The organism is Streptomyces fuscigenes (assembly GCF_021556455.1).
Lineage (GTDB): Bacteria > Actinomycetota > Actinomycetes > Streptomycetales > Streptomycetaceae > Streptomyces > Streptomyces fuscigenes.
Genome location: NZ_JAKGCV010000765.1, coordinates 1 through 1282 on the forward strand (window position 1 = coordinate 1; position 1282 = coordinate 1282).

At 73.9% G+C, this 1282-nt stretch carries 1 protein-coding gene; it reads right to left on the reverse strand.

Annotation, left to right across the window (positions count from 1 at the left end; all coding sequences use genetic code 11):
• Positions 1-79: 79 nt before the first annotated feature.
• Positions 80-1195, reverse strand: coding sequence for a PLP-dependent cysteine synthase family protein (locus L1885_RS28420; RefSeq protein WP_235800012.1), 1116 nt, complete (start codon positions 1193-1195; stop codon positions 80-82).
• Between the last annotated feature and the right edge of the window lie 87 nt (positions 1196-1282).

Sequence of the window (1282 nt, forward strand, 5' to 3'; positions counted from 1 at the left end):
CGGCTGTGGGCGCGCGAGGGCCCGGGGCCGCGCCCGGCCCCCAGGCCCGTCCGGTCGGGCGGTCCCCCGGCCCGTCCGGTCAGGCGCCCCGCGGGCCGCCCGGCCAGGTGCCGTGCAGCAGGAAGTGGTCGAGCGCCGCCGTGTACGGGCGGATGTCGAGTCCCTGCGCCGCGAGCCAGTCGTCGGAGTAGTACTTGTCGAGGTAGCGGTCCCCTCCGTCGCAGATCAGCGTGACGACGCTGCCCCGCTCCCCGCGCTCGATCATCTCGGCGACGATGCGCAGGGCGCTCCACAGACCCGTGCCGGTCGACCCGCCGGCGCGGCGGCCGACGAGCCCCTCGAGGGCCCGCACGGCGGCGACGCTCGCCGCGTCGGGCACCTTCATCATGCGGTCGACGGCGCCGGTGATGAAGCTCGGCTCCATCCGGGGCCTGCCGATGCCCTCGATGCGGGAGCCGCGGTCGCTGCACGCGGCGGGGTCTTCGTGTGTCCAGCCGTCGAAGAAGCAGGAGTTCTCCGGGTCGGGCACGCACACGCGGGTGTCGTACTGCATGTAGTGCGCGTAGCGGGCGATCGTCGCCGAGGTGCCGCCGGTGCCCGCCGTCGCGACGATCCACGCGGGCTCCGGGTAGCGTTCGAGCCGCAGTTGCTCGTAGATCGACTCGGCGATGTTGTTGTTGCCGCGCCAGTCCGTGGCGCGCTCCGCGTAGGTGAACTGGTCCATGTAGTGCCCGCCGGTCGTCTCGGCGAGCCGTGCCGCCTCGTCGTACATGGTGCGCGGGTCGTCGACGAAGTGGCAGGTGCCGCCCTGCAGTTCGATCAGCCGGCACTTCTCCGCGCTGGTGGTGCGCGGCATGACGGCGACGAACGGCACGCCGATGAGCTTCGCGAAGTACGCCTCGGAGACGGCGGTCGAGCCGCTGGACGCCTCGATGACCGGGCGGGCGGGGCGGATCCAGCCGTTGCACAGCCCGTAGAGGAACAGCGACCGCGCCAGGCGGTGCTTGAGGCTGCCGGTGGGGTGGGTCGACTCGTCCTTCAGGTACAGGTCGATTCCCCACTGTTCGGGCAGGGGGAACAGCAGCAGGTGGGTGTCGGCCGACCGGTTGGCGTCGGCCTTGACGCGGCGCACGGCCTCCTTGAGCCACTGGCGGTAGGCGGCGTCGCTGCGGTCCACGTCCCCGGTCGCCGCGATGCCGGGGGCGCCGGTGTGCGCGGTGGCGCCGGCCGGGCGGCCGGCGGCGGGCTCCTCTCCGCCTCCGAGGGGGCGGGGCGCGGGGGC